The sequence below is a fragment of the Nocardia sp. NPDC003269 genome, from assembly GCF_042888005.1.
Lineage (GTDB): Bacteria > Actinomycetota > Actinomycetes > Mycobacteriales > Mycobacteriaceae > Nocardia.
In genome coordinates this window covers 1,927,309-1,953,817 of the sequence record NZ_JBIAPA010000001.1, presented here as the reverse complement: position 1 = coordinate 1,953,817, position 26,509 = coordinate 1,927,309, and the positions used below count along the sequence as shown (strand labels likewise).

General features: G+C 68.8%; 29 protein-coding genes and 1 pseudogene. 11 read left to right on the top strand and 19 right to left on the bottom strand.

Features of this window, described 5'->3' with window-relative positions; all coding sequences use genetic code 11:
• The first annotated feature begins 108 nt into the window (after positions 1–108).
• Both ACFYWJ_RS09200 and ACFYWJ_RS09195 read left to right on the top strand, forming a co-directional pair.
• On the top strand, positions 109–537 hold the full coding sequence (locus ACFYWJ_RS09200) for a PPOX class F420-dependent oxidoreductase (protein ID WP_355273717.1): 429 nt from the start codon (positions 109–111) through the stop codon (positions 535–537).
• A 146-nt stretch (positions 538–683) separates the two neighbouring features.
• Positions 684–998: a nitroreductase/quinone reductase family protein gene (locus tag ACFYWJ_RS09195; protein ID WP_355274635.1), complete on the top strand. Its 315-nt coding sequence runs from the start codon at positions 684–686 to the stop codon at positions 996–998.
• 9 nt (positions 999–1,007) lie between these two features.
• Here the strand turns inward: ACFYWJ_RS09195 and ACFYWJ_RS09190 are convergent, their stop codons facing one another.
• Positions 1,008–1,823, bottom strand: coding sequence for an alpha/beta fold hydrolase (locus ACFYWJ_RS09190; protein ID WP_355273719.1), 816 nt, complete (start codon positions 1,821–1,823; stop codon positions 1,008–1,010).
• Between the two features lie 260 nt (positions 1,824–2,083).
• On the opposite strand from ACFYWJ_RS09190, the gene ACFYWJ_RS09185 reads away from it, so the two are divergent.
• Positions 2,084–2,599 carry a carbohydrate-binding protein gene (locus tag ACFYWJ_RS09185; protein WP_355273722.1) on the top strand — a complete coding sequence of 172 codons (516 nt, stop codon included), beginning with the start codon at positions 2,084–2,086 and terminating at the stop codon, positions 2,597–2,599.
• 80 nt (positions 2,600–2,679) lie between these two features.
• Here ACFYWJ_RS09185 and tuf read toward each other — a convergent pair whose 3' ends face one another.
• The 7 genes from tuf to hppD all read right to left on the bottom strand — a co-directional run bounded on the left by tuf (position 2,680) and on the right by hppD (position 9,613).
• The gene (tuf, locus tag ACFYWJ_RS09180) at positions 2,680–3,870 is read right to left on the bottom strand and encodes an elongation factor Tu (RefSeq protein WP_355273724.1); all 1,191 of its coding nucleotides are present in this window, start codon (positions 3,868–3,870) and stop codon (positions 2,680–2,682) included.
• A 114-nt stretch (positions 3,871–3,984) separates the two neighbouring features.
• Positions 3,985–6,087: an elongation factor G gene (gene fusA / locus ACFYWJ_RS09175; protein WP_355273726.1), complete on the bottom strand. Its 2,103-nt coding sequence runs from the start codon at positions 6,085–6,087 to the stop codon at positions 3,985–3,987.
• 150 nt (positions 6,088–6,237) lie between these two features.
• The gene (gene rpsG / locus ACFYWJ_RS09170; RefSeq protein ID WP_019049358.1) at positions 6,238–6,708 is read right to left on the bottom strand and encodes a 30S ribosomal protein S7; all 471 of its coding nucleotides are present in this window, start codon (positions 6,706–6,708) and stop codon (positions 6,238–6,240) included.
• Between the two features lies 1 nt (position 6,709).
• Complete coding sequence (rpsL, locus tag ACFYWJ_RS09165) at positions 6,710–7,084, bottom strand: 30S ribosomal protein S12 (protein WP_019049359.1); 375 nt, start codon at positions 7,082–7,084, stop codon at positions 6,710–6,712.
• Between the two features lie 273 nt (positions 7,085–7,357).
• Positions 7,358–7,912: a DUF3558 domain-containing protein gene (locus ACFYWJ_RS09160; RefSeq protein ID WP_355273730.1), complete on the bottom strand. Its 555-nt coding sequence runs from the start codon at positions 7,910–7,912 to the stop codon at positions 7,358–7,360.
• Entirely contained in the window at positions 7,909–8,436 is a 528-nt protein-coding gene (locus ACFYWJ_RS09155) for a DUF3558 domain-containing protein (RefSeq protein ID WP_355273733.1), read from the bottom strand. Before ACFYWJ_RS09155 ends, ACFYWJ_RS09160 begins: the two co-directional genes overlap by 4 nt.
• 31 nt (positions 8,437–8,467) lie before the next feature.
• Positions 8,468–9,613, bottom strand: coding sequence for a 4-hydroxyphenylpyruvate dioxygenase (gene hppD, locus ACFYWJ_RS09150; protein WP_355273736.1), 1,146 nt, complete (start codon positions 9,611–9,613; stop codon positions 8,468–8,470).
• A 142-nt stretch (positions 9,614–9,755) separates the two neighbouring features.
• Between hppD and ACFYWJ_RS09145 the strand changes: the two genes are divergently transcribed.
• A complete protein-coding gene (locus ACFYWJ_RS09145; RefSeq protein ID WP_355273739.1) occupies positions 9,756–10,271 on the top strand; it encodes an Lrp/AsnC ligand binding domain-containing protein in 516 nt (171 codons plus the stop codon).
• 4 nt (positions 10,272–10,275) lie between these two features.
• Here the strand turns inward: ACFYWJ_RS09145 and ACFYWJ_RS09140 are convergent, their stop codons facing one another.
• The 9 genes from ACFYWJ_RS09140 to ACFYWJ_RS09100 all read right to left on the bottom strand — a co-directional run bounded on the left by ACFYWJ_RS09140 (position 10,276) and on the right by ACFYWJ_RS09100 (position 20,169).
• Complete coding sequence (locus tag ACFYWJ_RS09140; RefSeq protein WP_355273742.1) at positions 10,276–10,911, bottom strand: GntR family transcriptional regulator; 636 nt, start codon at positions 10,909–10,911, stop codon at positions 10,276–10,278.
• 7 nt (positions 10,912–10,918) lie between these two features.
• On the bottom strand, positions 10,919–11,911 hold the full coding sequence (locus tag ACFYWJ_RS09135; RefSeq protein WP_355273745.1) for a 2-oxoglutarate and iron-dependent oxygenase domain-containing protein: 993 nt from the start codon (positions 11,909–11,911) through the stop codon (positions 10,919–10,921).
• 11 nt (positions 11,912–11,922) lie between these two features.
• Positions 11,923–13,092 (bottom strand): nitrate ABC transporter substrate-binding protein, encoded by a 1,170-nt coding sequence (locus ACFYWJ_RS09130; RefSeq protein WP_355273748.1) that lies wholly within the window; start codon positions 13,090–13,092, stop codon positions 11,923–11,925.
• Between the two features lie 27 nt (positions 13,093–13,119).
• Positions 13,120–13,968 (bottom strand): ABC transporter permease subunit, encoded by an 849-nt coding sequence (locus ACFYWJ_RS09125; protein WP_355273751.1) that lies wholly within the window; start codon positions 13,966–13,968, stop codon positions 13,120–13,122.
• Positions 13,968–14,753, bottom strand: a complete 786-nt coding sequence (locus ACFYWJ_RS09120) for an ABC transporter ATP-binding protein (protein WP_355273754.1) — start codon at positions 14,751–14,753, stop codon at positions 13,968–13,970. The genes ACFYWJ_RS09125 and ACFYWJ_RS09120 overlap by 1 nt, the downstream gene beginning before the upstream one ends.
• 112 nt (positions 14,754–14,865) lie before the next feature.
• Positions 14,866–16,179: an amidohydrolase family protein gene (locus ACFYWJ_RS09115; RefSeq protein ID WP_355273757.1), complete on the bottom strand. Its 1,314-nt coding sequence runs from the start codon at positions 16,177–16,179 to the stop codon at positions 14,866–14,868.
• 128 nt (positions 16,180–16,307) lie between these two features.
• Positions 16,308–17,420, bottom strand: coding sequence for a winged helix DNA-binding domain-containing protein (locus ACFYWJ_RS09110; RefSeq protein WP_355273760.1), 1,113 nt, complete (start codon positions 17,418–17,420; stop codon positions 16,308–16,310).
• 59 nt (positions 17,421–17,479) lie between these two features.
• Positions 17,480–18,454 carry an NADPH:quinone oxidoreductase family protein gene (locus tag ACFYWJ_RS09105; protein ID WP_355273763.1) on the bottom strand — a complete coding sequence of 325 codons (975 nt, stop codon included), beginning with the start codon at positions 18,452–18,454 and terminating at the stop codon, positions 17,480–17,482.
• Between the two features lie 56 nt (positions 18,455–18,510).
• Positions 18,511–20,169 carry a protein kinase gene (locus tag ACFYWJ_RS09100; protein ID WP_355273766.1) on the bottom strand — a complete coding sequence of 553 codons (1,659 nt, stop codon included), beginning with the start codon at positions 20,167–20,169 and terminating at the stop codon, positions 18,511–18,513.
• A 142-nt stretch (positions 20,170–20,311) separates the two neighbouring features.
• Here ACFYWJ_RS09100 and ACFYWJ_RS09095 point away from each other — a divergent pair, with 142 nt between their 5' ends.
• On the top strand, positions 20,312–21,085 hold the full coding sequence (locus ACFYWJ_RS09095; RefSeq protein WP_355273769.1) for an acyl-ACP thioesterase domain-containing protein: 774 nt from the start codon (positions 20,312–20,314) through the stop codon (positions 21,083–21,085).
• Between the two features lie 33 nt (positions 21,086–21,118).
• Here ACFYWJ_RS09095 and ACFYWJ_RS09090 read toward each other — a convergent pair whose 3' ends face one another.
• Positions 21,119–22,786, bottom strand: coding sequence for an FAD-dependent oxidoreductase (locus tag ACFYWJ_RS09090; RefSeq protein WP_355273772.1), 1,668 nt, complete (start codon positions 22,784–22,786; stop codon positions 21,119–21,121).
• Positions 22,787–22,944: 158 nt separating this feature from the next.
• On the opposite strand from ACFYWJ_RS09090, the gene ACFYWJ_RS09085 reads away from it, so the two are divergent.
• Entirely contained in the window at positions 22,945–23,436 is a 492-nt protein-coding gene (locus tag ACFYWJ_RS09085; protein WP_355273775.1) for a histidine phosphatase family protein, read from the top strand.
• A gap of 11 nt (positions 23,437–23,447) precedes the next feature.
• Here ACFYWJ_RS09085 and ACFYWJ_RS09080 read toward each other — a convergent pair whose 3' ends face one another.
• Positions 23,448–23,651, bottom strand: a complete 204-nt coding sequence (locus tag ACFYWJ_RS09080; RefSeq protein ID WP_355273778.1) for a hypothetical protein — start codon at positions 23,649–23,651, stop codon at positions 23,448–23,450.
• A gap of 48 nt (positions 23,652–23,699) precedes the next feature.
• Here ACFYWJ_RS09080 and ACFYWJ_RS09075 point away from each other — a divergent pair, with 48 nt between their 5' ends.
• The 5 genes and pseudogenes from ACFYWJ_RS09075 (at position 23,700) to ACFYWJ_RS09055 (ending at position 26,506) form a co-directional block, all read left to right on the top strand.
• Positions 23,700–24,068 (top strand): VOC family protein, encoded by a 369-nt coding sequence (locus ACFYWJ_RS09075; protein WP_218719632.1) that lies wholly within the window; start codon positions 23,700–23,702, stop codon positions 24,066–24,068.
• A gap of 89 nt (positions 24,069–24,157) precedes the next feature.
• Complete coding sequence (locus ACFYWJ_RS09070) at positions 24,158–24,622, top strand: MerR family transcriptional regulator (protein ID WP_355273782.1); 465 nt, start codon at positions 24,158–24,160, stop codon at positions 24,620–24,622.
• The gene (locus ACFYWJ_RS09065; protein WP_355273785.1) at positions 24,619–25,635 is read left to right on the top strand and encodes an aldo/keto reductase; all 1,017 of its coding nucleotides are present in this window, start codon (positions 24,619–24,621) and stop codon (positions 25,633–25,635) included. Before ACFYWJ_RS09070 ends, ACFYWJ_RS09065 begins: the two co-directional genes overlap by 4 nt.
• A gap of 55 nt (positions 25,636–25,690) precedes the next feature.
• A pseudogene (locus ACFYWJ_RS09060) lies at positions 25,691–26,152 on the top strand (carboxymuconolactone decarboxylase family protein); the annotation flags it as partial.
• Between the two features lie 15 nt (positions 26,153–26,167).
• Positions 26,168–26,506 carry a GNAT family N-acetyltransferase gene (locus tag ACFYWJ_RS09055; protein ID WP_355274638.1) on the top strand — a complete coding sequence of 113 codons (339 nt, stop codon included), beginning with the start codon at positions 26,168–26,170 and terminating at the stop codon, positions 26,504–26,506.
• The last annotated feature ends 3 nt before the right edge of the window (positions 26,507–26,509 follow it).

Genomic DNA, 26,509 nt, shown 5'->3' with positions numbered 1-26,509 from the left:
CGGGCATAAAACCACCGGCACGGCAGTTCGTCTCGACGAGGGGACATCGCCGTTCGGAGCGGTGGCCTCGTCGTCCAGCGCGTCAGCCCACCCAGAGGAGACCCACCGATGACAGCGGCATTCGACCCGCACGATCTGCTCGCGGCAGCGAAGCTCGGCGTACTCGCCACCATCAAGGCGGACGGACGGCCCCAGCTGTCCCCCGTCACCCCCTACTACGACCGCGCGGCCGGGGTCATCTACGTCTCGATGACCGAGGGCCGCGCCAAGACCAGCAACCTGCGCCGCGACCCCAGGGCCGCCTTCGAGGTGACCGCGCCCGACGGCTGGTCCTGGGCCACCGCCGAAGGCAGCGTCACGCTGACCGGGCCCGGCACCGATCCCGACGGGCCGGAGGTCGCCGCCCTCGTCGACTACTACCGCGCCGCCGCGGGCGAACACCCGGACTGGACCGAGTACCGCGAGGTGATGGTCGCCGATCGCCGGGTGCTCATGGCGCTCACCGTCGAGCACGTCTACGGCGCCAAGATCCGCTGATCGCCGGAACCGCCTCGGCGCCAAGAACTCTCAGGGCACTGCCAGAGCAGCTCGGTACCGTGGGCGAGACCAGCCCGTTCGTCATCATCATCAGGCAGGAGAAATCGTTGAGTCAGGAATCGTTGTTGCACCGGGTCGTGCGGGGGATGAACGCCGGCGTGGTCGCGCTGACCGAAGCCCCCGTCGTCGGGAAGTTCCTCGGTAAGGCGTTCGCACAGGTCAGCTACGTCGGGCGGCGCTCGGGACAGACCTTCAGTACCCCGGTCAACTATCGCCGCTCCGGCGACGAGTACATCATCGGCGTCGCGCTGCCCGACAAGAAGAAGTGGTGGCGCAACTTCCTCGGCGAGGGTGGCCCGGTCACCCTGCGCATCGACGGCGTCGACAAGCCCGGCCACGCGGTGACCCACCGCGACGACCGCGGCCGGGTCACCGTCCGCGTCCGGCTCGCCCCGGCCTGATCCCGCCGCTCAGCCGCCCGGCGTCGTCAGGAACGCGGTGACGTCGGGCGCGAAGCGCTCGTGCTTGATCGCGCCGAGGTGGTTGGTGTCCGGGTAGACCACGAGCCGGGCGCCCGGGATGCCGTCGGCGGTGTGCCGGAAGGTGTCGACGGAGTAGTACTCGTCCCGGTCGCCGCCGACCACCAGGGTCGGTGCGGTGATGTCGGCCAGCCGGCCGTCGAGGTCGAAGGTGTCCTCGGCCCGCACGAACGCGAGGGTGTCGGCCGGATTCTTCGGCCGCACCAGCGGATCGGCCAGCCACGCGACCGCCCCGGCCAGCCGCGCCTTGACCGGCGACTCGATGCCCTGGGTGGCCAGGTGCTGGAGCGACCGCTTGCCCGCGGCCGCGGCCGTCGCGTACTTCATCTGCGATGCCCTGGCCGCGTCCTCGAGCCGATACCCCGACGAGGCGACCACCAGCTTGCGCACCGCCGCCGGCTGATCCGCGGCGAGCTGCAACGCCAGCGACCCGCCCGAGGAGATCCCGAGCACGTCCACCGGCGCACCGAACTCCGCCAGCAGCCCCTCCGCGTGCTCCCGCGCGATATCGGCCATCGTGGTCCCCGCCGCCATCCCCGGCGCCCGATTCACCGCATACACCCGAAAGTTCCTGGCCAGCGGCGCCATCGTCTTGACCTCCGCCCGCCGCACCAACCCGGTCGGATTGGCATGATCCGGCATGAACCACCGCAGGAACACCAGCGTCGGCCCCTCCCCGAACGCCAGATACGGCATCCCCCGCCCGAGCACACCCTCAGTGACTTCGAACCCTCGCACCACCGCCACGCCACCCTCCACTCCATCGGAAGTACCAGCCCCGCACGCTACCGAGCCCGCCGCTGCCACACGATGACCTCCCGGGTCACGGACCGCCCAGCCGCTCACGCCCTCTGGCCGAAATGCGTCCGAATATCCACTACAACAACGACTTTCAGACATCTCGGGTCGATATTGTCGATCTTGAAAGACGCCGACGTGTACCAATCGAAGTGGCAGCGATCCGGCTGCCGACGAGGTTCGCCTCGGTGAGCAAAACAAGGACGACGATGAAGTACACACGTGCCTGGAGTATCGGCTTCGCCGCCCTCGGATCTGCGATGGCGGCGGCCCTGGTGGGGGTAGCCCCGGCACAGGCCAATCCGATCAGCATGACGGTCTCGAGCAACGACGTCTATGTCGGCCAGGCCTACACCCTGACGATCACCTGCGACTTCCGATCGACCGTAGCGGTCATCGACAACGGCGAAGTCCTCGGAAACACACCTGTCGCGCCTGGCGAGAATCTGATCGCCACCGCACAGTGGACACCTACCTCGGCGGGCAAGCACACCCTCGTCGCCGAGGGCTGCATGAGCGCCTTCCAGACCAACACCCCGATCCAGATCGAGGTGCAGGTCAAGGAAGCGCCCCCGGCCACGCCCGCCTGGCAACTGGGCGCCACCTATCAGGTCGGCGACAAGGTGACCTACGACGGCGCCGAGTACCAGTGCCGCCAGTCCCACACCGCCCACGCCCCGAACTGGACCCCGCCCAACACCCCGGCCCTCTGGCAGAAACTCTGACCGTCCACCGGTGACCTGAAACGCCGAACGGCGCCGCTCCCGGGGGAGCGACGCCGTTGCGGTGTCAGTCAGTCAGAGACTCACTTGATGATCTTCGTGACGCGACCGGCGCCGACGGTGCGGCCACCCTCACGGATCGCGAAACGCAGGCCCTCGTCCATGGCGACCGGCTGGATCAGCTTGACGGACATCTCGGTGTTGTCACCGGGCATGACCATCTCGGTGCCCTCGGGCAGGGTCACAACGCCCGTCACGTCAGTCGTACGGAAGTAGAACTGCGGACGGTAGTTGTTGAAGAACGGGGTGTGGCGGCCGCCCTCGTCCTTCGACAGGATGTACGCCTGGCCCTCGAACTCGGTGTGCGGGGTGGTGGTGCCCGGCTTCACGACGACCTGGCCACGCTCGACATCTTCGCGCTTGATGCCACGAACCAGCAGACCGACGTTGTCGCCCGCCTGGCCCTGGTCGAGCAGCTTGCGGAACATCTCGATACCGGTGACGGTGGTCTTGGTGCTCTTCTCGCGGATGCCGACGATCTCGACTTCCTCGTTCACGTTCACGATGCCGCGCTCGACGCGACCGGTGACGACGGTGCCACGACCGGTGATCGTGAAGACGTCCTCGACCGGCATCAGGAACGGGAGCTCGGTCTCGCGGACCGGGTCCGGGATCGACTCGTCGACGGCGTTCATCAGCTCGAGGACCGCGTCGGCCCACTTCTGGTCACCCTCGAGGGCCTTCAGGCCGGAGACACGCACGACCGGCGCGTCCTCGTCGAACTCCTGCGAAGCCAGCAGCTCGCGGACCTCCATCTCGACGAGCTCGAGGATTTCCTCGTCGTCGACCATGTCCGACTTGTTCAGCGCGACCAGGATGTAGGGCACGCCGACCTGACGGGCGAGCAGCACGTGCTCGCGGGTCTGCGGCATCGGGCCGTCGGTGGCGGCCACGACCAGGATCGCGCCGTCCATCTGGGCGGCACCGGTGATCATGTTCTTGATGTAGTCGGCGTGACCGGGGGCGTCGACGTGCGCGTAGTGGCGCTTCTCGGTCTGGTACTCGACGTGGGAGATGTTGATCGTGATACCACGAGCCTTCTCCTCCGGCGCCTTGTCGATCTGATCGAACGCGAACGCGGCGTTCAGATCCGGGTACTTGTCAGCCAGCACCTTGGTGATCGCCGCAGTCAGCGTGGTCTTGCCGTGGTCGACGTGACCGATGGTGCCGATGTTGACGTGGGGCTTCGTCCGCTCGAACTTCGCCTTCGCCACTGTTGTCCTCCTGGACTAGTTAGTGCGTGCTTTTTTGCAGCAGTGCGGTTATTAAGGGGGGTCGTGCTGACGCCCGGTTGCCGGGGCCAAGCGTACTTGGCCCCGGCAAGCGAATTACTCGCCGGTCGCCTTGGCGATGATCTCCTTGGACACGTTGGCCGGAACCTCCGCGTACTGGGCGAACACCATGGAGTAGTTCGCGCGACCCTGGGTCTTCGACCGCAGGTCACCGATGTAGCCGAACATCTCCGAGAGCGGAACCAGCGCCTTGACGACACGGGCACCACTGCGTTCCTCCATGGCCTGGATCTGGCCACGGCGGGAGTTGAGGTCGCCGATCACGTCGCCCATGTAATCCTCGGGCGTGATGACCTCGACCGCCATGAGCGGCTCGAGGATCACCGGACCGGCCTTACGGGCCGCTTCCTTGAGGGCCTGCGAGCCCGCGATCTTGAACGCCATTTCCGAGGAGTCGACGTCGTGGTACGCGCCGTCGAGCAGGGTGACCTTCAGGTTCACCAGCGGGTAGCCGGCGAGCACGCCGTACTGCATGGCGTCCTGGGCACCCGCGTCGACCGACGGGATGTACTCACGGGGCACGCGACCGCCGGAGACCTTGTTCTCGAACTCGTAGTGCGCGCCGTCCTCGCCGACGAAGGGCTCGACCGCGATGATGACCTTCGCGAACTGGCCGGAGCCACCCGTCTGCTTCTTGTGCGTGAACTCGAGCTTCTCGACGGCCTTGGTGATCGTCTCGCGGTAGGCCACCTGCGGCTTACCGACGTTCGCCTCGACCTTGAACTCGCGCTTCATGCGGTCGACGAGGATGTCGAGGTGGAGCTCGCCCATGCCGCCGATGACGGTCTGGCCGGTCTCGGCGTCCAGCTTGACCGAGAACGTCGGATCCTCGCGCGCCAGCTTCTGGATCGCGGTGCCGAGCTTCTCCTGGTCGGACTTGGTCTTGGGCTCGATCGAGACCTCGATGACCGGGTCCGGGAACGTCATCGACTCGAGGACGACCTGGTTCTGCGGGTCGGAGAGGGTGTCACCGGTGGTGGTGTCCTTCAGACCGATCACGGCGTAGATGTGGCCGGCCGACGCGGTGGTGACCGGGTTCTCCTTGTTGGAGTGCATCTGGAACAGCTTGCCCAGGCGCTCCTTCTTGCCCTTGGTCGAGTTGACGACCTGCGAGCCGGAGTCGACCTTGCCCGAGTACACGCGGACGTAGGTGAGCTCACCGAAGAACGGGTGCACCGCGATCTTGAACGCCAGCGCCGCGAACGGCTCGTCGACGTTCGGCTTGCGGGTGACGAGCTCCTCTTCCTTGCCCGGGATGTGGCCGGTGGTGGCCTCGACATCCAGCGGGGAGGGCAGGTAGTCGATGACCGCGTCGAGCATGGGCTGCACGCCCTTGTTCTTGAACGCGGAACCACACAGCACCGGGTACAGCTCGGAGTTGACCGTCATCTTGCGGATGGCGCCCTTGATCTCCTCGACCGAGAGCTCCTCACCGCCGAAGAACTTCTCCAGCAGCGACTCGTCGGACTCGGCGACGGTCTCGAGCAGCTCCTGGCGGTACTGCTCGGCCTTGTCCTTGAGATCGGCCGGGATCTCGACGACCTCGTACTCTTCGCCGAGCTTGGTCTCGCCCTTCCAGACCTTGGCGTTGTTCTCGACCAGGTCGACGATGCCCTCGAAGTCGTTCTCCGCGCCGATCGGCAGCTGGATGACCAGCGGCTTGGCACCGAGACGGTCCTTGATGGTCTGCACCGTGAAGTAGAAGTCGGCGCCGAGCTTGTCCATCTTGTTCACGAAGCAGATACGCGGCACGTCGTACTTGTCGGCCTGACGCCACACCTGCTCGGACTGCGGCTCGACACCCTCTTTGCCGTCGAACACGGCGACCGCACCATCGAGCACGCGCAGCGACCGCTCCACCTCGACGGTGAAGTCGACGTGCCCGGGGGTGTCGATGATGTTGATCTGGTTGTCTTTCCAGAAGCAGGTGGTAGCGGCGGAGGTGATGGTGATACCACGCTCCTGCTCCTGCTCCATCCAGTCCATCGTGGCCGCGCCGTCGTGGACCTCACCGATCTTGTACGTGATACCGGTGTAGAAGAGGATGCGTTCGGTAGTGGTGGTCTTGCCCGCATCGATGTGGGCCATGATGCCGATGTTGCGGACCTTGTTCAGGTCGGTGAGCACGTCCTGTGCCACGGAAATCTTCCCCGCTCGTTAGCTAGTTGGAATTCTCGGGAACGACCCTGGTTCGGGTCGTCACAATGTCAACGCCGGGGGCGGCACCGAAGTGCCGCGTCCCGACTGAAAGCCTTCCGGCGCCGACACTAGCGACGGGCCGGGCGGCAATCACCAGCGGTAGTGCGCGAAGGCCCGGTTCGACTCGGCCATCTTGTGGGTGTCCTCGCGACGCTTCACCGAAGCGCCGAGGCCGTTGCTGGCGTCGAGGAGCTCGTTGGCGAGACGCTCGACCATGGTCTTCTCGCGACGGGCGCGGGAGTAGCTGACCAGCCAGCGCAGCGCCAGGGTGTTGGCGCGGCCCGGACGGACCTCGACCGGCACCTGGTAGGTGGCGCCACCGACACGGCGGGGCTTCACCTCGAGGGCGGGCTTGACGTTGTCCAGCGCACGCTTGAGGGTGACGACCGGGTCGGTGCCGGTCTTCTCACGCGCCTGCTCGAGAGCACCGTAGACGATGCGCTCGGCGGTGGACTTCTTACCGTCCAGCAGGATCTTGTTGACCAGCTGAGTGACCAGCGGCGACCCGTAGACCGGGTCGTTGATCAGCGGACGCTTGGGTGCGGGGCCCTTGCGTGGCATATCAGCTCTTCTCCTTCTTGGCGCCGTAGCGGCTGCGGGCCTGCTTGCGGTTCTTCACACCCTGGGTGTCCAGCGAGCCACGGATGATCTTGTAGCGGACACCGGGGAGGTCCTTCACACGACCGCCACGGACGAGCACCATCGAGTGCTCCTGCAGGTTGTGGCCCTCGCCGGGGATGTACGCCGTGACCTCGACTGCGCTGGTCAGGCGAACACGCGCGACCTTACGCAGCGCGGAGTTCGGCTTCTTGGGGGTGGTGGTGTACACGCGAGTGCACACGCCACGACGCTGCGGGCTCCCCTTCAGGGCCGCAGTCTTGGTCTTGGAGACCTTGTCGCGGCGACCCTTGCGGACCAGCTGGTTGATGGTTGGCATAGACCGGCTTTCCTTATTGGTAATTGCGGCTGTCGGAACACATGTCTTCAGTTCATCGAGCTTTCACTCGCACGTCCGACCGTGTTTCCGTTTACCCGCGGTCGGGCGTGTCGCGCGCAGCTCAGGGCCCTTTTTCTGGGCACGCTGGAACGTTCCGGCCGCTCTCGCTGGCCTACGTTCACGCACGAACTTGCCCGTAGCAATCCGGGCACAGGGATCCACGATACCCGCGTGCCCGAATCCGGGTCAAAGCGGGGTGGCCCGTCAAGGCTTCTACCGGGCCAGATCCAAGGTCAGCTCCACCAATTTCTGGGCGGCGGCGCACGGATCCGGATGGGCCGAACCGGGTTTGTAATTGATCCACCAGCCGACGACCCCGACATCGGCGGCCGGGGCGGTGACGCCGCAGGAGTCGTTGTCGTTCGGCCTGCGCACCTGCAGCGCCCTGCGGCCCTGCACGGTGATGTCGCCGGTGAGGTAGCCCAACTTGTCGTTGGTGGTCTTCTCGTTGTTCAGCGTACCCATCTCGTACCAGTTGAGCGTGGCCATGGCACTGCCGCCGGGGGCGTCCTCGATGTTCCACATGCAGACGGCGCCGCTGAACGAGGTGTTCACGTAGTCGGCGTTGCCGACGATCTCGCCGATCTTCTCGGGCGCGACCACCTCGCACTCGCGCAGCAGCTTGTCGAAGTTGGTGTTGATCGACTCGTCGCCGCCACCGCTGCCCAGTGGCTGCGCGGTGCCGGGAACCTTCGCACCACAGCCGGCCAGCGCCGCGGTGAGCACCAGCGCGGACGACAGGGCGGCAACGATCCGGCGCGCGCTCACTGCAGCCGTCCCACGGTCAGTTCGGCCAGTTGCCTGGCCTTGTCGCACGGATTGCCCGCGGCCGCGAACGCGCCGTACGACATCGACCACTCGAAGAAGTCGTCGTCCAGCTGAACGGCGAGATCACAGATCGTGCCGTCGGGGTCGAGGGCCTGGAAGCCGGGACGCCCGCCGACATCGATGGCCTGCGGGTTGCGGCCCACGTTGGACACCCAGGCCTTCTCCCGCTCGATCGGACTGCCGCGATAGGAGGCGAACGTCACACTGGGCGAGGACAATCCGGCCGACTCCCAGTTGCAGCCGGTGGCGTTCTTGTAGACCCGCGAGAGCTGGCCGATACCGGCCATGGTGCGCACCTCGTCGTCGGTGACGTGGCCGCACTCGCCGACGAACGGGCCGAGCGAGGCCACCTTCGGTGGTGGTCGCATCGGGCCGGTCGGCGTATCGGAGTCGCCCCCCGATCCGCACGACGTCAGCACGACAACCAGAGCCATGCCGGTGATGATCGCCGAGGGGATCCGCATGCCATGAACTGTAATGGCAACGCCGCGGCACTCACAGGTTGCCGCGGGCCTCCTGCTCGCGTTCGATGGCCTGGAAAAGGGCCTTGAAATTGCCCTTTCCGAAGCCGAGTGAGCCGTGTCGCTCGATGAGTTCGAAGAAGACCGTGGGGCGGTCGGCGACGGGGCGGGTGAAGATCTGCAGCAGGTAGCCGTCCTCGTCGCGGTCGACGAGGATGCCGCGGCGCTGCAGCTCCCCCACCGGGACGCGCACGTGCCCGATCCGTTCGCGCAGTTCGGGGTCCTCGTAGTAGGCGTCGGGGGTGGGCAGGAATTCGACGCCCTCGGCGCGCAGCGCGTCGACGGTGGCGATGATGTCGCCGGTGGCCAGGGCGATGTGCTGGACGCCGGGGCCGCGATAGAACTCGAGGTACTCGTCGATCTGGGATCGCTTGCGGCCCACGGCGGGTTCGTTGAGGGGGAACTTGACCCGGTGGTTGCCGTTGGCGACGACCTTGCTCATCAGCGCGGAGTACTCGGTGGCGATGTCGTCGCCGACGAACTCGGCCATGTTCGTGAATCCCATGACGCCGCGGTAGAAGTCGACCCAGCGGTCCATCATGCCGAGCTCCACATTGCCGACCACGTGATCGATCGCCTGGAACAGCCGGGCGGTGCGCCGCTGATGGGTGGAGGTTCGCGTGACGTAGCCGGGCAGGTACGGACCGTAGTACCGCGACCGGTCGACCAGCGTGTGCCTGGTCTCGCCGTAGGTGGCCAGCGCCGCGGAGCGGACGGTGCCGAATTCGTCGGTCGCGTCGTGTGGTTCGACCAGGATCCGCGCGCCGTGGTCGCGGGCCCAGGCGATGCAGCGGTCCACGTCGGGCACCTCGAGCGCGATGTCGACGATGCCGTCGCCGTGCCGGTCGTGGTGGGCGACGAGCGGGCTGTCCGGGTCCACCGCGCCCTGCACGACGAAGCGCGCTCCCCCGCTGCGCAGCACGAACGCCTTGTGGTCGCGGTTGCCGGTCTCGGGACCGGAGTACGCCTCCAGCCGCATCCCGAACGCCGACTGCAGGTAGTGCGCGCTCTGGGTCGCGTTGCCGACGACCCACACCAGCGCGTCCCACCCGATCACCGGAAACGGATCGACACTGTCGTCGTGCTCGATCAGCCCGACGAGCTGCTGCTCAATGGTCATGACCAAGGAAATCCCGCCCCGGCCGAGCTAGGCAACTACACCGCCGAACCCTGAACAGGCTGACACGAGAAGCCACCGATTCCCCGCCGATGGTGGACAATTTGAATAGCACCCGACCGCGGACGGCACGGAGGTCTCCCGCATGCGCACGCCGGCGAAACTGGACGAACTCGATCTCGCGATCCTGACCGCGATGCACACGTATCAGAAGGCCGGAATCCTCGAGCTGTCGCGCCGCACGAAGGTCGCGCGGGCCACCGTGCAGGCGCGGATCAACCGGATGGAGGAGTCGGGGGTGATCGCCTCCTACGATCCGCAGATCGACGTCACCGCGGCCGGATTCGATGTGCAGGCCTTCGTGACGCTCGAGATCGCGCAGGGCGCGCTCGACACCGTCAGCGCCGAGCTCGCGGCCATTCCCGGCGTGCTGGAGGCCTACGCGACCACCGGTTCCGGCGACGTGCTGTGCCGGATCGGCGCCGACTCGCACGCCGGTCTGCAAGCGGTGCTGCTCAGCATCGACCGGACCGGTTCGGTGGTGCGTTCGCACAGCGTGATCGTGCTGTCGACGGTGATCGCGCGGCGCACCATGCCATTGCTGCGCACGCTGACCCCGGCGGGCACCGCGAAGGCGCCCGCCTACCGCGAGCCGCGCTGAACCGTCACTGCCTGCCCAGGCGGGTCAGCAGGCCGTGCACATGCGCCTCGGCGGCCGCGCGGGCCGACTCGGGATGCCCGGATTCCAGCGCCTCGACGATGCGCCGGTGTTCGCGCAGGGCGACGCGGCGGTTGCGGGCCGAGCACCACAGGTCACCGCGGTAGAGGTGGGCCTTGGCTTCCAGCCGAGCCAGTTCGTCGACGACGCAGCTGTTGCCGGAGGCCTCCCGGATGAAGGTGTGGAACTCCAGGTCGAGCTGGGCGTCGCGGGCCGCGTCGGTGGCGTCGTCGAGGTTGGCTTCCTGGGCCGCGATGATGCTCGCGAGCTTGTCCAGGTCGGCCTCGGTGAGCCGGGTGGCGGCGGCCGCGGCGGCGAGCCCGTCGAGCGCGGCGCGGACCGCGAGGACATCGCGGATCTGCGCCGCGTCGACGGCGGCCACCTTCGCGCCCGCGTGCGGCGCGCTGACGGCCAGCCCCTCGTAGATCAGCTGCTGCACCGCCTCGCGGACGGGGCTGCGGCTGACCCCGAGCTGGGTCGCCAACGCGGGCACGCTGAGTGATCGGCCAGGGGCCAGCTCGCCGGAGAGGACCATCTGCCTGATCTGCCGGTGCACCGACTGGCCGAGCAGCGCGGAGTTCATGCGCCGATTATCCCTGGGGCCGGTAGTTCGCCTGTACCCGCTGTGCCAGGAAGTCGGCGGCGGTGACGGGCGGGTACTTGCCCGCGGGGCCCTGGATGATCGCGTCGCGATCGGCCTGGGCGAAGTAGGCGATGCTGTAGCGCTCACCCTGGTACTCGCCCTCACCCGGGCTGCGGACGCGGTGGAAGTTCGACGGCAGCAGGTCGTCGCTCCAGCGGGTCAGCATGTCCCCGATATTGCAGGTGATCAGGCTCGACGACGGGGTGATGGAGGTCCATTCCTGCTCGTCCATCTCCTTGCCGGGGCACACCTGCAGCCCGCCCTGCCCGTCGCGCTGGAACAGCAGGGTCAGGCAGTCGAAATCGGTGTGCGCGCCCGCCCGCCAGCGGCCGGGGACGCCGCGCAGTTCCGCGGGCACCGCGAAGTAGTGCAGCAGGCGCAGCGCGCTCTGGTAGTCCGGCGAGGCGGGATCGTGCGCGGCGGTGAAGTGGTCGCGGGGCAGGCCGAGCCGGTCGGCGAAGCAGGACAGCACCCGCATCGCCACCGCCCAGGCGCGTTCCTCGAAATCGAGGACACGGGCACGGAATCCGGCGAGTTCGGTCTCGCTGGGCCAGAGCTGGTCCATGTGCGGCCGGGTGATCTGGTAGGACTCCTTCTGGTCCGGCACGCCGATCGACGGCCGCACCTGGCTCAGGCTCTCCCACCCCGCGTTGTTCTTCTTGACCAGCGGATACTGCCCTTTGACCGCCTCGGGCAGTGCGAAGAAATCGGCTGTCGCGCCGAACATCTCGTCGATCAGGTCCTGCGGGATGCCGTGGCCGGAGAGCTGGAAGAAGCCGATCTCGGTGGCGGCGGCCCACAGCTCCTCGGTGATCTCGGCGCGGCGGTTCTCGAAGTCGGTGAGGTCGACGACGCGGATCTCGCGGGCGTCGGTCTCCTTCCCGAGGCCGCCCATCTGCTTCTCGCGGGAGACCTCGGACAGGTCGTAACTGGTGGTCATGGGGTGACTCCTTATCCGGTGACGGAGATGGCGGGATCGAGGAATTCCTTGGTGACCAGGTCCTTCGCGGTCAGTCCGGTCGGCACGTTCGCGCCGCCCTTGCGCAGGATGGGGCCGAATTCGTCGATGATGCGCTGGACGCGGGCCTCGTCGAAACTGCCGAGGACACCGTCGGTGTCGTTGCCGATCAGGCCGCCGTCGATGAGGGCCGTCGACCCGAACGCGGCCAGTTCCGCGCTGTAGGGGTTGAGCTTGGGGTTCTTCGACACCACGTCGACGACGACGTCGTTGACGGGTGCGGGATCGGCCTTGAACCGCGCGGTCGCCTGCTGGATCATCGGCACCAGCTTCTGCAAGCAGGGCCGCAGTTCGGCGAGCTTGTCGGCGCGCACGTTCACGGTGCGGGCGTAGCCCTCGTATCCGACGTCCTTGAGCAGCTGATAGGCGACGGGCTTGTGCCAGGCCCGCACCTCGTGCTCGTAGGTGAAGGGCTCGGCATTGGCGAAACCCTGCTGGGCGAAGGACGGATCGGTGACGAACCGCGACGGGGAGTTGTCGTAGGAGGCGTCGACCTGGCTCTGCTGCACCAGCCCGCGAGCGACCAGCCAGTCCGGGTACAGCTGTCCCTTCGACACCACGATCGGCTTGCCCGACTTGCCGATATCGGCGATGCCCTGCCACTCCGGGTGCGTCTTCGGATCCCACATCAGCATCTGCGGACTGTTGCGCAGCAGCGTGGTGACCGCGACGATCGGCTGCTGACCGGCGGCGGCGATGGCGTGCTCGGAATGGGCCAGCCCCAGGGTGATGCTCTGGTCGACATACATCTGCGACGGCACCGTCTGGAAGCCGATCGCCGGGCCGCCCGCCCGGATCTCCAGCTTCACCCCCGTGTCCTTGCCGTCGGCGACCAGCGGTCCGGTGATCTTGTTGTTGTCGGCGTCGACCCGGTAGCCGGGACCGAGCAGGCCGAAGATCGGCCCGGAGTCGGTCTCCGGCGCCCACTGCAACTGGACGACGACGGTGCTCGGGCAGGCCCCGGCGAGCTGCTGCTCGGCGGGCGCCGGTTCCAGTGCGACGGCGGGACCGTCGGCGGTGTCGTCGGAACAGGCGGTCGCGGCGCCGGCCAGCAGCACGGCGAGCGCGGCGATGCCGACGCGCCGCAGGGGAAGTGTCTTCATGGTTGATCCTCTGTGCGGGGGGACGAGCTAGTGCGCGGAGTTGTGCCAGCGGCCGACGCTGACCTTCTGCACCACGGTGAAAACGGTGAACACGAGCACGCCGAACAGCGCGGCCAGCAGCAGCGCGCCGATCAGGTCCTCCGATTGCAGGCGGGCGCGGTAGGTGTCGAGCAGGGTGCCGATGCCGGGTTTGCCCTGCGCGAAGAACATGTCGCCGATGATCGCGCCGGTGACCGAGAGCCCGGCGGCGGTGCGCAATCCGGTCAGGGTCGAGGGCAGCGCGGCGGGCAGTTGCAGCGACCAGAGCCTGCGCAGCCTGCCCGCGCGGCCGAGGGTGAACAGTTCCTGGAGGTTGGCGTCGACGGATTTGATGCCGAACAGGGTCATCGCGATGATCGGGTGGATGGCGATGAGCACGCAGACCGTCGTGCGGGCGGCGAAACCGTAGCCCAGCCACAGCCCGATCAGCGGCACCACCGCGAGCACCGGAATGGCCTGCAGGACCACGGCATACGGGTAGACGACCTGTTCGATCGGCTTGGCCTGGCTCATCAGCACCGCGATGGCGACACCGAGCACCGCCGAGATCAGCAGCCCGGTGAGCGCGACGCGGGCGGTGACCGCCAGCGCCTCGACCATCACCTCGAGCTTGGCCGGGTCGGCGAGGGATTCGCCGAACACGACGTGCGGCGGCGGCAGCAGGAAGCGGCGGCTTTCGCTGAGCACCAGCATCGACACCGCGTACCAGGCGGCCAGCGCCAGCGCGATCGACACCGCGGGCGCGACGAGCACGCGGGCGAGCTTGCGGAGCTGTGGCACCGGCAGAGCCGGGCGCGAACGGGCGGGAGCGACGGCGCGGGCCGCGATACTGACCATCAGGCAGCCTCTTTCAGCGAGCGCGAGACGCGCGAGACGAGTTCGGTGAAGGCGGGGTCGAAGCGCAGCTCCCGGTCCCGCGGGTACGGCAGGTCCACGTCGATCACCTCGTGGACGCGGCCCGGCCGGGCCGACATCACCACCACCCGCGAGGCCAGGAACACCGCCTCGGAGACCGAGTGGGTGATGAACAGCGCGGTGAAGGCGTTGTCCCGGTAGAGCCGCAGCAGTTCCTCCTGCATGTTCAGCCTGGTCATCTCGTCGAGCGCGCCGAACGGCTCGTCGAGCAGCATCAGCCGCGGTTCCAGCGCGAGCGCCCTGGCCAGCGAGACGCGCATCCGCATGCCGCCCGAGAGCTGGTGCGGCAGCTTGTTCGCGAAGTCGGCGAGACCGACCGCCGCGATGGCGCGCTCGACCCGCTCGCGGCGCACCGCCCGGTCGACCCCGGCCAGCTGGGCCGAGAGTTCGACATTGCGGCGGACCTTGCGCCACGGCAGCAGGGTGGCCTCCTGGAAGATGAAGCCGATCGAGTCCGTGCGGACCGCGACGGCGCCCGTGCTCACCGCTTCGAGGCCGGCGGCCAGGCGCAGCAGCGTCGACTTGCCGCAGCCGGACGGGCCGACCACCGCGACGAATTCGCCCTCGCGGAGGTCGAGGTCGATCTCGGTCAGGGCGAGCGTGCCCTCGTCGCCGCCGAATCGCTTGCCGACGCCGGCGAAGGAGACCTCCAGGCCGGACAGCAGCGTCCTCGCGTCGGCGTCGTTCACCGTGTCGTAGAGCGTCACCGTGATCACCTTCCCCTGCGGGTTGTCGATGTTGCGTGCAACTTGTGATTGATATGAGTGTGAATTGCCAGAATTACATGCAATGTGTTGTTCGTTTCCGACGTATTAACAATCAGCGCATGCGAAGCAGGCGCGATGCGAGGTCCTGCGCGTCGACCCGGGTGCTGACGCCGTCGCGGAGCACGGCCTCGCCGTCGACCCAGACGGTGTCGATCACCCGGGGCGACGCGGCGGTGAGCAGCGTGGCGCCGGGGTCGAGTACCGGCAGGCAGGCGAAGTCGCGATCGAAGCGGACCAGGGTGAGGTCGGCGCGGTCACCGACGGCGACGCCGGTGCGGCTCGGCCCGCCGAGGACGCGGCCCGCCGCGCCGGTGGCCATGTGCAGCATGTCGGCGAAGCCGAGCAGATCGGCCCGCTTGTTGGCCGCACGCTGCAGGAACGCGCCGAAGCGCAGCGCCAGCAGCATGTCCTGGGTGTCGTTGCTGGCGGCACCGTCGACGCCGAGCGTCACGTCGACGCCCGCGGCCAGCAGCTCCGGCACCGGGGCGACGCCGCTGCCGAGACGCATATTGGAGACCGGGTTGTAGGACACGGCCACACCGCGCTCGGCGAAGACCGCGCGGCCGTGCGCGTCGAGGTTGACGCAGTGCACCGCCAAGGTGCGATCCCAGAGGAAACCGCTCGCGTCGAGGTAGTCGACGGCACCGGCGCCTGCATGCAATCGGCACATGTCGTCGTCGGTGGTGGTCTCCAGAACATGTATCGATACCGTCTTGCCGGTCGCCTTGGCGTATTCGCGGGTGGCGGCCATCCCCTCCGGGGTGAGGCAGCGGGGGTTCGGCACGGCCAGCGCGGTGGTGATCCGGGTGCCGCGCAGTTGCGCATCGAGGGCGTCGACGTGGGCCAGCGCCTCGTCCAGCGGCTGCAGCAGGCGCGGATCCAGGCCCCACTTGCGGGTGATATCGGCGCGATCGGCGATGCCGCGACCGAGCACGACCCGGATACCGAGCTCGTCGAGCGCCCGGATCATCGCCTGGTGGACCGCGTCCGACGGGTTCGGCCACAGGTGCTCGACCACCGTGGTGACCCCGCTGCGCAGCAGTTCCAGACCACCGGCCAGCGCCGAGAGATAGGTCTGCTCCGGCGTAGCCGCGACCGTGAACTCACCGACGCAGCGCAACCATTCGAGCAGCGGCAGACCCTCGCCGGCACCGCGCAGCACGGCTTGTTGCAGGTGGGTGTGGGTGTTGACGAAGCCGGGCAGCAGATAGCCGGAACCGCCGTCGAAACGGGGCAGACCGGCGTGTTCGGGACCGGCCGCCAGGGCGACGACGACACCGTCGCGGACGACGACCTCGCCGGGCGCCCAGCCCTGTTCGGTGTAGACGGTGACGTCGGTGATGACAACGGACGCGGGGGAACCCATGCGCGCACCTCTTCTGCGGATGCGGCTGGTTCGCCCGCCCGGATCAGCGGAGCACGTCGTCCGTTGCAGCCATGAACGTCGTGGCACCGACCCTAGGAAGCCGGTGTTGCCACGGCGTTAAACGCGTGTCACGGCCGGACGTCCGCGCCGGGCGCCAGGATCTCCACGGCGGGCGTGGATTCCGGTTCGAGGAAGGCGAGCAGCGCCGCGGCCTCCGCTTCGACCTGCGCCGCTTCGGCTTTCGTCCAGGCACGGACCGGGCTGATCCGCAGTCGCGCGGTGCCGGACTTCACGAAGACCTTGTACATCCCCGCGAGGAAGCCGTCGATGAGCACCGGGGAGACCCAGGAGGCGAAGGCGCGCAGCGGCGGCGCGGAATCGTCGCCGAGGACGCGGCTGCGGTCCTGGTGGGACAGCAGCAGGTTGTCGTACCAGCCGAGCAGGCGGACCGGCGCGGGCTGATCGGGGTCGGCGAGGGTGAGGTCGGCGGCGTCGTAGAGGGTGCGGCCGCGTTCGTCGGTGTAGGTGCGGACCCGGTCGCCCAGCGCGGCGACGGCCTGCTTCATGGCGGGCAGCCGGGACCAGGTCTGCATGTCCATCGTGCTGGCGGGCCCGAACGCGCGCAGGTAGCGCAGGATCAGTTCGGCCACCGGATAGTCCGGGTCGAGCGGGGCGCCCAGCCAGGGTTCGACCCGCGACCACACCGGCCTGCTGTTGTCGCGCCAGCGGCCGCGCGGCGGGGTCTGCAGGACCGGGAGCTGGTAGAGCCAGGTCTGCACGACCGGGCCCGGATCGCGGTCGGGGTAGCGCCTGGCCGCCTCGGCGCGCAGGTCGGCGGCGGCCATCGGCGCGTCGCCGAGCACGGATTCGCCGTGCGCGCGCAGCTCCTCGGGATCGAGACCGACCATCGCCCCGTAGTTGAAGCCCTTGCGGAACGGCACCTTCTCCAGTTCCGGCTGGATGTGCGGCGCGATCCGCAGCGCGTCCGGCGGAGTGACCAGGTGAATGGTGCCGCGCATCAGGGTGATCCGCACCAGCGACCGATCCTCCAGCCCGGCCGACACCGTCGCCGGATCGAAATCGGTGATCCGGCTCCACAATCCGACGAACGGCGGCGGCACATCCTGGGCCTGCAGGCCGATGAGGTGATCGCACATCTGCGGGGTGCTCAGCGTCGAGCGCTCCAGCAGGTGCTGCCGCGCGAGCAGCGTCCGGTTCAGCACCCGATTCGACAGCTGCATGCGACTCCTTCGACGGCCCGGTGACGAGGTGGACGATACTGGCCCACCCCGGTCCGCGCTCAGCGCAGCTGGACGACGACCTTGCCGGTGGCGGTCCGGTTGTCCAGCGCCGCAACGGCTTCGGCGGTCTTCTCCAGCGGGTACAGCACCGGCTCCGGCGCGGGGATGGCACCGGAGGCCAGCAGCGGCTCGACCTCGGCCCACTGTTCGGCCAGGTAGGTCGGGTGCGTCATCACCCACTCGCCCCACGCGGCCCCGACCACCTCGACGTTCTTGAGCAGCAGCCGGTTCACCTTCACGGTCGGGATCTCGCCCGCGGTGAAACCGACCACCAGCAGCCTGCCGCCACCGGCCAGCGAGCGGACGCTGTCGGTGAAGCGGTCGCCGCCCACCGGGTCGAGCACGATGTCGACGCCGCGGCCGTCGGTGAGCTCCTTCACCGCGGCCAGCCAGCCCTCGGTCAGCACGACGTCGGTCGCGCCGTTGGCCTTGGCCACCTGCGCCTTCGACTCGGTGCTCACCACGGCGATCACCCGGCCCGCGCCCAGCGCCCTGGCCATCCGCAGGGTGGAGGTACCGATGCCGCCCGCCGCGCCGTGCACCAGCACCGTCTCGCCCTGGGCGATCCGGCCGCGCTTGGTCAGGCAGAAGTGCACGGTGAGGTCGTTGAACAGGATGCCGGCACCCGCGTCGAGCGAGACGTTGTCGGGCAGCTTGAACACGGCGTGCTCGGGCGAGACGGCCACTTCGGCGACGGCGTTGCCGAGCATGGTCAGCGCGGCGACCCGATCACCGGGACGCAGCGCCGAGCCCTCCGGCGCCTCGCGCACCACGCCCGCCACCTCACCGCCGACGACGAACGGCAGGCCCGGCTTCATCTGGTACAGGCCGCGCGTCATCAGCACGTCCGGGAAGGCGATGCCCGCGGCGTGCACGTCGATCAGGACCCCGCCGGGATAGGCCACCGGCTCGGGCAGGTCGACGATCTCGATCGCCGACGGACCATCCAGCTTGCCGACCTGGGCTGCGCGCATTTTCCAAAACCTCTCTCGGTGACACCCTCTACCGCGAACATATCCCGGCGGGCCGATCAGCGATGGGCGAATTCCGTCACCGACTCGCTGGCCAGCACGGATCCACCCTTGACGATGGTGAGCCCGGCGGGGCTGAGCTGATACTGCGTGCCGTCGGTCGGGTTGGTGGCGGTGAAACCGCCGCCGCCGGTCGGCACCGGGTCGTCGAGTTCGATGCCGAGACCGTCGCTGGCCCTGGCGCCCTTGTAGTAGTAGCGGTTGTCGCCGGTATGGCAGATGACCACGCGCGAACCGGTGGTGCGCGCGATCGTCATCGCGGCGTCGTTGTCGTTGCAGCGTGGGCTGTTCAGGAAGCCCTGGCCGTCGGCGCCGCTGACACTCGATTGCAGCGGCGGCACCGTCGTCCTGGTCGGGGTCGGCACGACCCGCGTGGTGGTGACGGTCTGGCTGACCGTGTCGATCACCGGCGGCGGGACGAGCTCACCGGTCGTCGTGATCGGTGGATCGGCGATGGTCTTCTGCTTGTCGTCGCCGACGCTCAGCATCACCCACACCGCGGCGCCGACCACGGCCACCACGATCAGCGCGCCCAGCGCCCCGGCCAGGATCGGCGTCGACGAACCGCGCTGCGGCGGCAGCGGCAACGGCGCGGACGGATGCGTGTAGCCGCCGACCCGGGTGGGTTGCTGCGGGGCGGAGACCTGATAGCCCGGCGGCGGGGTCCACTGCGGCTGCGGACCGGAGACCTGCGGAACCACCACCTGGGGGCCGGACACGGTCGGCGGTGGCGGCGCACCGGTGTCGTAGGACCGGGGCCCGGTCACCGGGCCGACCACGGTCGCCGCCGCCACCTGCGGACCCGGCGCGGTACGCGGGGCGGCCCGCTCACCCTGCACCAGCGCCGCGCGGGCGGCGCGGGCCAGGTCACCGGGGGTGGCGTAGCGCTGCCCCGGCCGCTTGGCCATGCCGCGATCGATCACCGGATCGAAGAACTCCAGCGCCGGGTCGACGGCGCTCGGCCGCGGCGGTGGCGCCATCTGATGCGAGCCGATCGCGCCCGCGAGGCTGTTCACCGGGTACGGGACCCGCCCGACCAGCGCCTCGTAGAGCACACAGGTGAGCGCGTAGGTGTCGACGGCGGCGGTCAGCGGCGCGTCCTCGAAGCGCTCCGGCGCCATGTAGGCCATCGAGCCGACGGCACTGCCGGTGCTGGTCAGCTGCGGATCGGAGTCGGTGTGGGCGATGCCGAAGTCGACCAGGTAGGCGAACATGCTGCTGGTGAGCAGGATGTTGGCCGGCTTCACGTCGCGGTGGATCAGGCCGATCTCGTGCGCGGCGTCGAGCGCGGCGGCGATCTGCTCCACCACCTGCACCGCCTCGCCGGGCGTCAGCCTGCCGTGCCGCTGCAGGCGGTCCTTGAGATCGGTGCCCTTGACCAGCCGCATGTCGATGTAGAGGACGCCGTCGACCTCGCCCCAGTCGTGCACCGGGATGACGTGCGGTTCCTGCACACTCGCCATCGCGTGCGACTCCCGGCGGAATCGCTGCACGTAGACGGGGTCCCTGGCCAGCTCGCGGTTGAGTACCTTGACGGCGACAGTGCGACTCTTGGAGGTGTCGTAGGCCTCGTAGACCTCCCCCATACCGCCGACTCCGAGGAGTCTGCGCATCTCATAGCGCCCGAACATCGAGCCCGCCATCGCCCCGCCGGCCATTCCTGCAGGCTACCGGGAGCCGGTGGAATCCGATACCGCTTGCCCCGGCTCCGCGTGAGGGTGTGATCTGCGCCCCGTAAAGTCGTCAGCAGAACTACGCAAGAAGTCGCGGCACACCTGGTGCGCCGTGCAAGGAGCACACGTGTCACTCGAACAGCCACTGGCCCCGCTTCCCCAGGAGGGCATGGGTTTCGCCGCGGCGTGGCCCGTCCGGGCTGGCGACGTGGATCCCTATCACCGGCTGCGCTTCGATGCCGTGGCGCGCTATCTGCAGGACATCTCCTGGGACGAACTCCACCAGACGGCCCTGCACCGCACCGACCCCACCTGGATCGTGCGCCGCACCGTCATCGATGTCCTCCGGCCGGTCACCTGGCCCGATCAGGTGCACCTGACCCGCTGGTGTTCGAGCATGTCGACCCGGTGGACGAACATGCGCACCCGGATCACCAGCGACGGCGGCGGCCTGATCGAGACCGAGGGCTTCTGGATCAATCTCAGCGAGTCCAGCAACCTGCCCGCCCGGATCAGCGACGAGGGCCTGGCCTACCTGGCCCGATCCACCGATGAGCACCGGTTACGCTGGCGGCCCTATCTCACCGATCCGGCGCCGCGCGAGTCCGACACCGATCTGCCGTTCCCGGTGCGCGCGACCGATATCGACCAGTACAACCACGTCAATCACACCTGCTACTGGCAGGCCGTCGAGCAGTTCCTGGTCGACTATCCCAAGCTGGTCGCCGGACCGCACCGCGCGGTCATCGAATACGTGGCGCCCGTGCTGGCCCGCGAGCACATCACGGTGCGCGGCCGCTACGAACCGGGTGACCGGACCGGCCGCCCGGTGCTGCGGCTGTGGTTCGTGGTCGGGGGGATCACCACGACCGTCGTCCGGATCATGCCCCTGCCGGACTAGCCCCGGCCCGCCGCGCGGACCGGGGCCTTCCGGCTAGCCCTTGGCCGCTTTGAGCAGGTCGGCGCGGGTGGTGAACTTGACCCGCGGCCTGCCGGCCGCCTTGCCCGCCGCCTTCTCGGCCTGGTCGATGGTCTTCCAGCCCTTGCGGTCGACCAGCTCCGGCTGCCGCTGCGCGAGCAGGGCCTGCAGCGCCGCCCGGTCACCGGTCGGCGCGGTCAGCTTGCCCGCGATGAAGTCGGCGATCAGCGCCTCCACCGTCTCCTCGGCGTCGACCCGGTTGGAGCCGATCACGCCGCGCGGACCGCGCTTGATCCAGCCGGAGACGTACACGCCCGGCACCGGCTCGGTCGCCTCGATGACGCGGCCGTGCTCGCTGGGCACGGTGCCGCGCCGCTCGTCGAACGGCAGGCCCGCGATCGGCACGCCGCGGTAACCGATCGAGCGCAGCACCAGACCGGTGTCCAGCGACTCGGTGCGGTCGGTGGCGGTGGCCACCAATTGCCCGTTCTCCTCGGTCAATTCGTTGTGCGCGAATTCGATCGAGGTGGCATTGCCCTCGCCGTGCACGGCGGTCGGCGTGGTCAGGTAGCGGAAGACGATCCGCTTGTGCGCCGGGTCGTGCTCCGCGGTGGCGTACTCCTGGGCGAGGGTGTACTTCAGCCGCAGCGACGGCTCGATGTTCGGGTCGTCCAGCAGGGCCTGGCTGTGCGGGTCCAGGACCATATCGGCCGGATCGACGACGACGTCGACACCCTTCAGGTGCGTCAGCGACAGGAACTCCGGGGTGCTGTAGGCGGCCTGCAGCGGGCCGCGCCTGCCGAGGATCACCACCTCGCGGATGTTGCTGTTGCGCAGCGCGTCCAGGGCGTGGTCGGCGATGTCGGTCTTGGCGAGCTCGTCCGGGTCGACGGTGAGCACGCGGGCGACGTCGAGCGCGACGTTGCCGTTGCCGACGATCACCGCGCGCTCGCCGGACAGGTCGAACTCGCGATCGGCGAAGTCGGGGTGACCGTTGTACCAGGCGACGAACTCGGTGGCCGAGTGGCTGCCGGGCAGGTCCTCGCCGGGCACGCCGAGCTTGCGGTCGCTGGACGCGCCGACCGCGTAGATCACCGCGTGGTGGTGATCGAGCAGTTCCTGGTGGTCGATGTGCTGCCCCACCTCGACGTTGAGGTAGTACTGCAGCGTCTCGCGGCGGAAGGCCGAGTCGAACATGTTCGCCACGTTCTTGGTGCCCGCGTGGTCGGGCGCGACGCCCGCCCGCACCAGACCCCAGGGGGTCGGCAGCCGGTCGAACATCTCGACCTCGACATCGCTGCGGCGCAGCAGTTCGTCGGCGGCGTAGCAGGCGGCCGGGCCCGCGCCGACGATCGCGACGCGCAGGGTGCCCAGGTCCTTGGGCGGACGGGTCGGGGTGGCCAGCGGATCGAAGTTCGACTCCAGCGGGTGGCGCTGGAAGTAGGCGGCGTTGATCTCGCGGTACCTGGCCAGCGAGGCGAGCAGGTCGTCCTCGGAGAAGATGGCGTCCACCGGGCACGCGTCGACACAGGCTCCGCAGTCGATGCAGGTGTCGGGGTCGATGTACAGCATCTCCGCCGTGGCGAACTCCGGCTGATCCGGAGTCGGGCGAATGCAGTCGACCGGGCACTCGGTGACGCAGCTGGCGTCGTTGCAACAACGCTGCGTGATGACGTAGGCCATAGTGTGCAGATCCTCGAAATGTGTGGTCGGTGGCTCGAGACGTCGTCCGGAGCGGGCCCGCGGCGGGTGTGCCACGAACACATCTACGGTGACGCAGCTTTCAGTGTGCCTCGAGTGTGACCGCGACCTCACCCGCGGTCGGGATTACGGTGGTTCCCATGGTGGCGACCCTCATCCTGATGCGGCACGGAAAATCGGCGTACCCCGACGGAGTCGGCGATCACGCCCGCCCGCTGGCGCCGCGTGGGCAGCGGGAGGCGGCCCTGGCCGGTGCCTGGCTGCGCGACACCCAGCCGCCGATCGACGCGGTGCGCTGCTCGACGGCCACCCGGACCAGGCAGACGCTCGCCGCGACCGGGATCGACGCGCCGGTGGAGTACACCGACGACATCTACGAGGCGAACCCGCACACCCTGATCGAGCTGATCCAGCTCACCGACGATGCCGTCGGCACCCTGCTCGTCGTCGGCCACGTGCCCGGAATCCCGTGGACCGCTTGGGAACTCGCGGCCAATCGCGACTCGGATCAGGCGACCGAGCTCAGCCGCAAGTTCCCCACCTCGGCGCTGGCCGTGCTCGAGTTCGACCGGCCGTGGGCACAGCTGGACCCGGGTTCGGGTGAACTCACCTTCTTCCACGTTCCGCGCTGAGGCGGCCGCGGCTACTTGAGCAGCTTGCCGCCGACGACGATGCCGACCCCGAGCAGGGCGAGCAGCACGAAGGCGACGAAACCGTTCGTCAGCCACCACACCACGCCGAGCACCAGCACCACCGGCGCCACCGCGATCGCGGTGATCACCGGGCTCTCCTTGACCGTCTCCCAGGCCGATCGGGCCCTGACGCGGTCGATGTTCTTACCAGCCATGTGATCCAGACTACGTTTCTGTCGGCCACCGGTGCCATGCTGAACGGCATGGATTGGAAAATCGAACTCGTTGCCATCCCGGTCACCGACGTCGATCGGGCCAAGGACTTCTACACCAGCATCGGCTTCAACGCCGATCACGACCACACCCCGAGCCCGGACATCCGCTTCGTCCAGCTCACCCCGCCCGGCTCGGGCTGCTCGATCTGCATCGGCCGCGGCCTGACCAGCGCCGCCCCCGGCAGCGTCGAGGGCATGCAGATGGTCGTCCCCAGCGCGCAGCAGGCCTACGAGCAGCTCGTGGCCGCCGGCGTGGAGGCCAGCCCGGTGCAGGACATGGGCTGGGGCCTGTTCACCTTCTTCGCCGACCCCGACGGCAACCGGTGGGCCGTGCAGGAGCTGCCGAAGTACAACTGAATTCGCTCGTCCCGCGAGAACAAGTCTTGCTTGGAGCGCACTCCAGGTGGATAACGTCGGTGGGGTTCCACGAGAAAGGGACGAGCACGATGGACAAGGACGCGGCCCTGCGCACCACAGCCGGGGGCGACGATCGCGAACGCCCGCGCTACTCGATCGGTGAGGTCGCCGAACGCTCCGGGCTCAGTCGCGACACCCTGCGCTGGTACGAGCGGATCGGGCTGATGGGGTACGTCGGCCGCGACCACACCGGCAACCGGCGCTTCAGCGACCGCGACCTGGAATGGCTGGAGCTGATCAGCCGGTTGCGGCTCACCGGCATGCCGGTGGCCGACATGATCCGCTACGCCGAACTGGTCAGGGCGGGTGAGCAGACCTACCCGGAGCGGCTCGAGATGTTCCGGCAGACCAGGTCCGACGTGCTCGACAAGATCGCGGAACTCCAGCAGACCGTGGCCGTCCTCGACTACAAGATCGCCATCTACGAGGGCAGATCCGAGGCCGATCGGCCGGCCACGGGCACCGCGCACACGAGCGAAGGAACCGATACATGAGCACCACCGCGACGCTGCCGACCACCGCCCTCGGCACCGACGGGCCGCTGGTCGGCGTGCAGGGCCTGGGCTGCATGGGCATCAGCGAGTTCTACGGCGAGACCGACGAGGCCGAATCGCGCGCCACCCTCGAGCACGCGCTCGAACTCGGCGTCACCCTGTTCGACACCGCCGACATCTACGGCTCGGGCCACAACGAGGAGTTCCTGTCCGGGTTCGTCCGCGCGCACCGCGACGAGCTGGTGATCGCGACCAAGTTCGGCATCGTCCGCAAGGCCGACGACCCCGGCTACCGCGGCTTCGACAACTCCCCGGGGTACATCCGCGCCGCGGTCGACGCGAGCCTGCGCCGCCTCGGCATCGACACCATCGACCTGTACTACATGCACCGCCGCGATCCGCGGGTGCCGATCGAGGAGACCGTCGGCACGCTGGCCGAACTCGTCACGGCGGGCAAGGTCCGCGCGCTCGGGCTCTCCGAGGTGACCGGCGACGAGCTGCGGGCCGCGCACGCGGTGCACCCGATCGCGGCCGTGCAGTCGGAATGGTCGCTGTTCTCCCGCGACGTGGAGCGCACCGCGGTGCCCGCCGCCGCCGAACTCGGCGTGGCCTTCGTGCCGTACTCGCCGCTGGGCCGCGGCTTCCTCACCGGCGCCTTCCGCACCGCGAACGACCTCGGCGACAAGGACTTCCGCCGGTTCCAACCCCGCTTCACCGGCGACAACGCCGAGCACAACGCCGAGCTGCTCGCCCCGCTGGCGGCGATCGCCGAGGCCAACGGGATCACCAGGGCCCAGGCGGCGCTGGCGTGGGTGCACGCGCGCGCCGAGGCGCACGGCCTGCCGGTCGTGCCGATCCCCGGCACCCGCAAGCGCGCCCGGCTGGCCGAGAACGTCGCGGCGGCCACGGTGCGGCTCACCGCCGAGGAGCTCGCGACGCTGGAGCCGATCGCCGCGCAAGTGGCGGGCAACCGGTACGCCGACATGTCCTTCACCTCCGCGGGCCGGGAGTAACCGTCGGCGCGCCGCGGTCCGACGGGCCGCGGCGCGCGGCGCTAGCATCGCCAGGGTGACCGAACGCCACGACCGCGTGTGGATCGACAAGCAGCATCCGGCGATCTTCAAGGCGCTCAGCGCGACCGCCGCCGAGATCCGCGCCGCCGCCGCGGCCGCGGGGATCGAGCGGCGGCTGATCGAATTGATCAATCTGCGGGTCTCCCAGATCAACGGCTGCCCGTACTGCCTCGACGTGCACGAGCACGCGGGCCTGGGCGCAGGCCTGTCGGCGCAGGAGATCGCGGTGCTGCCCGCGTGGCGGCGCGGCGGCACGTATTCGGCCGCCGACCGGGCCGCCCTCGGGCTGGCCGAGGCCGTCACCACGCTGCCCGACGAGGAGCGCACCGATCGGGAATACGAGATCGCGCGCGAGCATTGGTCCGATGAACAGATCTCGGTGATCGTCTGGATCGCCGTCGCGATCGGCGCGTTCAACCGCGTGTCGATCCTGAGCGCGCACCCAGTTCCGGTGCGGAAGGAGCGCAAGAAGATGTCCGAGACCACCCCCGCCGCCCAGCCCGCGTCGACCGAGCCGGAGCGCCGCGTCGCCAACAACCCGGCGAAGAACCGCTACGACGTGTTCTACGACGGCGAACTGGCCGGCTTCGCCGAGTACATCGAGCGCGACAACGACACCGATTTCATCCACACCGAGATCGACGGCGCGTACGCGGGCAAGGGTCTGGGCGGTGTGCTCGCCCGCCAGGCCGTCGAGGACGTGATCGCGCGCGGCCGCACCATCACCGCGCACTGCCCGTTCATCCGCGGCTGGCTCGACAAGCACCCCGAGTACGACGCGCACGTCGTCGGCAAGGGCATCGCCAAGTGAGCG